The organism is Streptomyces sp. NPDC001933 (genome assembly GCF_042890955.1).
Taxonomy (GTDB): Bacteria; Actinomycetota; Actinomycetes; order Streptomycetales; family Streptomycetaceae; genus Streptomyces.
This window is the reverse complement of record NZ_JBIASS010000112.1, coordinates 1-1,943: the sequence shown is the minus strand read 5'-3', so window position 1 is coordinate 1,943 and position 1,943 is coordinate 1. Positions and strand designations below refer to the sequence as shown.

Sequence of the window (1,943 nt, the reverse complement as noted above, 5' to 3'; positions counted from 1 at the left end):
GTCGGGTAGCCGGAGGGATTCGCACCCTCCGGCTCCCACAGATCCGTACGTGACGATCTCTCGTCATACGGCTCTTGTCGTCCTGATCACCAGGCCAAGGAGGGGGAACTGGTCCACCTCCACTGCGCGAACATTCCCGGGCGGCGCTTGGCTGCCCGCTGGAAGGCGGCGATGGCCTTCCTCATCGCGCGAAACCGCCTGTACTTGTTGCGGAGCCAGCGCACCAGGTAGGCGTTGATGCGCATCAGAAGTGGATACAAGGCCGATCGGTAGAACCGGCCGTAGTACTGCATCCAGCCCGCGACGATCGGATTGATCCGCTGCGCGAGTTCTTCCACGGTGAGGTTGACTCGCCGGTGGAGCCGCCAGGAGCGGACTTCCTCGCCGAGTCGTTTGAGGGCGTCCCTGCTGACCGCGGGGCGGAACGACCATCTGATACGGCCGTTCTTGTCCCGCATTTGGCGCTGTTGGAACGTGAAGCCCAGGAACGTGAACGACGTGTGCTCGTACGAGCCTCGCCGCAATCCGTCCTGGCAGTACACGATCCGGGTCTTGGCCGGGTGCAGACGCAGCCCGACCTCGGCCATCCTGTCCGAGAGCGCGGTCAGTACCTGGCGGGCCTGGCGCTCGGTGACGCAGTGCACGACTGCATCGTCTGCATAGCGTTCGAAGGTGACGGCCGGGAACTCCCGGGCCATCCAGACGTCGAACGCGTAGTGCAGGAACAGGTTCGCCAGAACGGGAGAAACCGGGGCTCCTTGCGGCGTCCCACACTCCCGTTCCAGCAGGGTGCCGTCGGGCATCTTGAGCGGGGCAGCAAGCCACCGCCGCACATACAACTTCACCCAAACGGCGTCGGTGTGTGCTTCCACCGCCTTGACCAGGAGGTCCCAGGACACGCTGTCGAAGAACTGGGAGATGTCGAACTCGACTACCCAGTCCCGTTTCCAGCTGCGTTCCCGGCACTTCTCCACGGCGTCCAAGGCGGACCGTCCGGGCCGGTATCCGAAGCTGTCCGGATGGAAAATAGGATCCACCCGCCGCACCAAATGCCGGGCCACGACCGTCTGAGCCACACGATCAGCGACGGCAGGAATCCCAAGAATTCTCTCGCCGCCGCCATGTGGCTTGGGAATGGCCACTGCACGCACCGGTGGAGGAAAGTAGGAGCCCGACGACATCCGGTTCCAGACCTTGTAAAGGTTGTTCTTCAGGTCCTTCTCGAAGTCGGCGATGCTCTGTCCGTCCACTCCCGGTGCCCCCTTGTTAGCCCTCACTTCCTCCCATGCTTCTTTGACTTCCCACTTTGAGATCTCAAACGGCTTGGTCTGCGACTTCAACTGGTCCACCGAACTCCTCCCGGACACCGCCCGGTTGATGCGATCAACACAGTCACGAACGACCCGGCCCCTTCGCTCCACCCCCGTTACAGGGGTTTCTTCACTACTACGAGCCGGTCCGCCGGCGCGTTCCGCATCGGTACTCAGCCCCTTCACGGCACAACCGCTCGGGGTGCTCCCTCTCGCCCGCCCCTACCAGGACGGGCTGTATCGGTACGCGCCTTCTCCTGTTCCACATGACCGCGGCAGATCAGGTTCACGTCGTCTCCATGCCGGACACCGCCTGGCCAGTCGGCGGGCTCCCGCCAGGCTTATCCCGGGACGGTTCCAAGCTTCCCGGTTTTGATGTCGTCGGAATCTTTTCGACACGTCAGCAACGATTCACTTGCGTTCGTCTCCCTGATCCCCACCTGACGCCTATTGGCGCCTTTTCCTCATCGCTCACCACGACAGTCTTCGGCTAACGCAGCATGAGGCGGTTTGAAGCCTCCCCCCGCAGGGCGACTTCGAAGGGCCAATCCTTCATCGGTCACGCAGCACTGCTTCAAGAAATTCTTCCTACATCGAATTCCCCTCTGCATTCAGGACACACTGGAACAAGAT

At 62.3% G+C, this 1,943-nt stretch carries 1 protein-coding gene; it reads right to left on the bottom strand.

What is annotated here, in order from left to right:
* Nucleotides 1–86: 86 nt before the first annotated feature.
* Nucleotides 87–1,349, bottom strand: a complete 1,263-nt coding sequence (gene ltrA / locus ACFYY7_RS45615; RefSeq protein WP_388672365.1) for a group II intron reverse transcriptase/maturase — start codon at nucleotides 1,347–1,349, stop codon at nucleotides 87–89.
* Between the last annotated feature and the right edge of the window lie 594 nt (nucleotides 1,350–1,943).